The organism is Actinomadura sp. 6K520, from assembly GCF_004349245.1.
Classification (GTDB): Bacteria; Actinomycetota; Actinomycetes; order Streptosporangiales; family Streptosporangiaceae; genus Spirillospora.
The window spans coordinates 1-4068 of sequence record NZ_SMLC01000318.1 but is presented as its reverse complement, the minus strand read 5'-3'; the positions used below and the strand labels follow the sequence as shown (position 1 = coordinate 4068).

Sequence of the window (4068 nt, the reverse complement as noted above, 5' to 3'; positions counted from 1 at the left end):
CCGCCCATGCCTCCGCCGTATCCGCCCGTGCCGCCGCCTCCACCCGCCCCCATGCCGTCCCAGGAGACCGCTCGCAGCGTCATATGGGCCTCCGTGCCGCTCATCACCCTCGGCTACGGCACGCCGTTCTCGTTCTGCTACGCGGCCGTCCGGCGCAGGTCGTTGAGCCTCGGCGCCGTCGCCGCCGGATACGGCGTCGGCACGGCCGCCGTCCTGACCATGTTCCAGCTCGGCGACCCGGTCTTCGCCGTCGTCGGCACGTTCCTGGCGATGCTGCTGTGGATCGCGGGCACCGGGCACGCGTTCGCCGTCAGGTCGTCGGTCTTCCCCCGCGACATCCCGCGCAACCGGCGCAACCAGCACGCCATCGAGGTCGCCAAGTACCGCCGCTCGCTGCGCGAGGAGGCCCGCGCGCTCGCCGCCGAGGACCCAGCGCTCGCCCGCGAGCTGCGGATCGGCCGTCCCGACGTGCCCCGCACCTACGACGACGGCGGTCTCGTGGACGTCAACCACGCGCCGCCGGAGATCCTCGCCGCGCTGCCCGGCATGACGCCCGAGATGGTGGAGCGCGTCGTGCACCGCCGCGAGGAGCAGGGCGGCTTCATGTCCGCCGAGGAGATGGCGGTGGACGCCGACATCCCGCCCGACGCCCTCCCGCAGATGGCCGACTACACGATCTTCCTGAGGTGAGGCGCGGCGGCCGCCGCCTCAGAGCGCGACCTTGAGGACGCCCGTCAGCGCGAGCTGCGCCAGCGAGAGCGGCACGAGCCACGCCCAGGCGAGTTTCTGGAGCTGGTCCTCGCGCATGCGCGGGTAGCTCACCCGCAGCCAGATGACGCAGAACGCCAGCGCCGCGACCTTGAGCAGCGTCCACAGCCAGCCGAGCTCAGTGTCGAGGAAGGGCCCCTTCCAGCCGCCGAGGAACAGCACGGTCGTCAGCGCGCAGAGCACCACGATCCCGGCGTACTCCGACAGGATGAACAGCGCGAACCGCAGCCCGCCGTACTCGGTGTACGGGCCGAAGATGATCTCGGAGTCGGCGACCGGCATGTCGAACGGCGGCCGGCGCAGCTCGGCGAGGCCCGCGACGAAGAACACGACGCCGCCGACCGCCTGCCAGGGCAGCCACCACCAGCGCCACTCGTCCACGATGCCCGACAGCGACAGCGTCCCCGCCGCCATCGCCACCGACGACGCCGCGAACACCATCGGCAGCTCGTAGGACATCAGCTGGGCGGCGACGCGCATCCCGCCGAGCAGCGAGTACTTGTTCGCGCTCGCCCAGCCCGCCATGATCGCGCCGATCACGCCGACGCCCATCACGGCGAGCGCGAAGAAGATCCCGGGCCCGAGTTCGAGCGCGACCTGCCCGTCCGGGCCGACCGGTATCACCAGCAGGACGAGCAGGTACGGGACGAGTGCGACGCCGGGCGCCAGCTTGAACACCCACCGGTCGGCGTCGCGCGGGACCACGTCCTCCTTCTGCGCGAACTTCACCCCGTCGGCGACGAGCTGCGCCCAGCCGTGGAAGGCGCCCGCGTACATGGGGCCGAGACGGCCCTGCATGTGCGCCATCACCTTGTGCTCCGCCTGCCCCACGAGGAGCGGGAGGATCGCGAACGCCGCGGCCACCAGGGCCAGCTTGACGACGATCTCAAGCATCGGGCCCCCAGTCGTCCGGCACCCCGGGCGGCCGGACCCGGCGGCGGCTCGGCGCGCCGTGGCCCGATTCACCCGGTTCCTTGGCGCCCGGCCACGGTTTCGCGACGCGGGAGGCGAGCACGAAGTCCTTGCGGAGCGGATGCCCCTCGAAACCGTCCGGGAGGAGCAGCGGCACCAGGTTCGGGTGGCCCTCGAAGAGGATGCCGAACATCTCCGCCGTCTCCCGCTCGTGCCACCCGGCCCCGCGGTAGACGCCCGTGGCCGTCGCCAGCACCGGCGCCCGCCTCGGGACGCGGGTGCGGACGAGCAGATGGTGGCGGTGTTCGAGCGAGTAGACGTGGACGACGACGGCGAAGCCCTCGTCCAGCTCGTCGACCCCGGTCAGCCAGTCGAAGAAACCGCAGGACAGCTCGTCGCGGGCGAACGTCAGGGCGTCCAGCCAGTACTCCGGCGGCACCCCGACGGCGAGGCCGCCGAACGTCTCCTCGGTGCTGATCTCGTCGCCGAAGCGGGCGGTCCAGGCGCCGGTCAGGTCCGGGCCGCCGGCCGGTTCGCCGGTCACCGGTCGCGTCCGATCTCGTCGTCGTGGCCGTCGTCGGTCAGGCCCGGGATGATCGACGGGTCGTGCTCGGACCTGTCCCGGGCCTGCCGGCCGGGCCGCGCGGCCTCCTCCGCCGCGGGCCGGTCTTCGACCACGGGGACCGGGCGCGTCTCGTCGTCCGGGTGCGCCCCCTCGGAGGGCCGGTCCTCGACGGCCGGAACCGGCAGCGTCACGTCGGCGGGCCCCGCCGGCTCCTCGACCACGGGGACCGGGCGCGTCTCGTCGTCCGGGTGCACGCCCTCGGAGGGCCGGTCCTCGACGACCGGAACCGGCAGCGTCACGTCATCCGGGCGGGTCGGCGGCTCGGCGCGCGCCTCGGGCTCGGCGGGGGCGGCGGGTTCCGGCGCGGTCCCGAGGTGCTGGACGGGCATGGTCGCGTCCTCCGGTCCCGCCGCGGGGGCGGGCCCGGCGGCGTCCGCCCCGGCCTGGCCGGTCTCGTCCGCCATGACGTTCCAGTGCCCGAACGTCTCCTCCTCGTCCAGGTCCGCGGGGGGCGGCGGCTGGAGGGGCCGGCGCAGGACCGTCGCCTCCAGCGGGCGCGGCGGGGGCGGCGGCGACATCGACTCGGTGCCGCTGTAGCGGTCGCCGAGCGACTCGGCCGCGATCTTCTCCTGCAGGTGGACGATGCCGTGCAGCAGCGCCTCGGGACGGGGCGGGCAGCCGGGGACGTACACGTCCACCGGGATGATCTGGTCCACGCCCTTGGTGACGCAGTACGAGTCCCAGTACGGCCCGCCGCAGTTGGAGCAGGCGCCGAACGAGATGACGTACTTCGGCTCGGGCATCTGCTCGTACAGGCGGCGCACCGCGGGGGCCATCTTGTCGCTGACCGTGCCGGAGACGACCATGAGGTCGGCCTGGCGGGGACCGGGGGCGAACGGGATGACGCCGAGCCGGATGAAGTCGTGGCGGCCCATCGACGTCGCGATGAACTCGATGGCGCAGCAGGCCAGGCCGAAGTTGAAGACCCACAGCGAGTAGCGGCGGCCCCAGTTGAGCACGAACTTGATCGGCTTGGGCGCCAGCCGCGACAGCGGCCCGACGCTCGGCGGCGGTAGATCGACAGTGCCCACGGGATCATTGTTACAGTCCCGCGGTATCCGGTTACAGGGCCGGAGCCGGGATCGTCCCGGTTCACACCCAGGAGAGGACGCCCTTCTTCGCCGCGTACGCGAGCCCGGTGGCGAGGAACCCGAGGAAGACGAACATTTCCCCGAGCGTCGTCGCACCGTAACCGGGCTCGGAGAAGATGGTGGCCCAGGGGAAGAGGAAGACCGCGTCCACGGCGAACACGACGTACAGGTAAGCGAAGACGTAGTAGCGCACGTACGAATGCGCCCAGCCCTCACCGACGGGGTCGACGCCGCACTCGTAGGTCGTCAGCTTCTCCGCCGTGGGGCGGTTCGGACGCAGCGCGCGGTTCGCGGCGAGCCCTCCGGCGACGATCCCGGCCCCCACGAGGAGCAGTACGACCACGACGACATATGTGTCGAAATAGTTATGCACCAAATCCTCCTCGTGTGCGTCAGATCCAGTATCCCCCAGGACGGCGTCACGGGAGTATGACCTTGTACCTCCGCCCCGGAGGATCACAATGTCATGGTTTTGCTGCACACTAGATACGCATTGAGGTCAGTTGACCTGGAAGGACGTGACCAGATGAGCAACCCCCCGCCTCCACCGGGATGGGAGTCTCCGGGCGGCGCATCCTGGCCGCCTCCCCCGCCGCCCGCGGGTCCGGGCGGGCCGGGCCCCGGTGGACCCGGATCGCCTCCGGGCGGACCGGGCGCGCCACCGCCCCCGCC

The 4068-nt window shown here is 72.1% G+C and carries 5 protein-coding genes; 1 reads left to right on the top strand and 4 read right to left on the bottom strand.

Going from position 1 to position 4068, the window contains the following annotated elements; all coding sequences use genetic code 11:
- The first annotated feature begins 93 nt into the window (after window positions 1-93).
- Window positions 94-690 carry a helix-hairpin-helix domain-containing protein gene (locus E1289_RS36665; protein WP_243713446.1) on the top strand — a complete coding sequence of 199 codons (597 nt, stop codon included), beginning with the start codon at window positions 94-96 and terminating at the stop codon, window positions 688-690.
- A gap of 18 nt (window positions 691-708) precedes the next feature.
- Here E1289_RS36665 and E1289_RS36660 read toward each other — a convergent pair whose 3' ends face one another.
- From E1289_RS36660 to E1289_RS36645, 4 genes are all read right to left on the bottom strand, one after another.
- The gene (locus E1289_RS36660) at window positions 709-1662 is read right to left on the bottom strand and encodes a complex I subunit 1 family protein (protein ID WP_131988632.1); all 954 of its coding nucleotides are present in this window, start codon (window positions 1660-1662) and stop codon (window positions 709-711) included.
- The gene (locus E1289_RS36655; RefSeq protein WP_243713445.1) at window positions 1655-2224 is read right to left on the bottom strand and encodes an NADH-quinone oxidoreductase subunit C; all 570 of its coding nucleotides are present in this window, start codon (window positions 2222-2224) and stop codon (window positions 1655-1657) included. Before E1289_RS36655 ends, E1289_RS36660 begins: the two co-directional genes overlap by 8 nt.
- Entirely contained in the window at window positions 2221-3336 is a 1116-nt protein-coding gene (locus E1289_RS40285) for an NADH-quinone oxidoreductase subunit B (protein ID WP_131988630.1), read from the bottom strand. The genes E1289_RS36655 and E1289_RS40285 overlap by 4 nt, the downstream gene beginning before the upstream one ends.
- A gap of 61 nt (window positions 3337-3397) precedes the next feature.
- Window positions 3398-3769, bottom strand: a complete 372-nt coding sequence (locus E1289_RS36645) for an NADH-quinone oxidoreductase subunit A (protein WP_131988628.1) — start codon at window positions 3767-3769, stop codon at window positions 3398-3400.
- Window positions 3770-4068 lie beyond the last annotated feature (299 nt).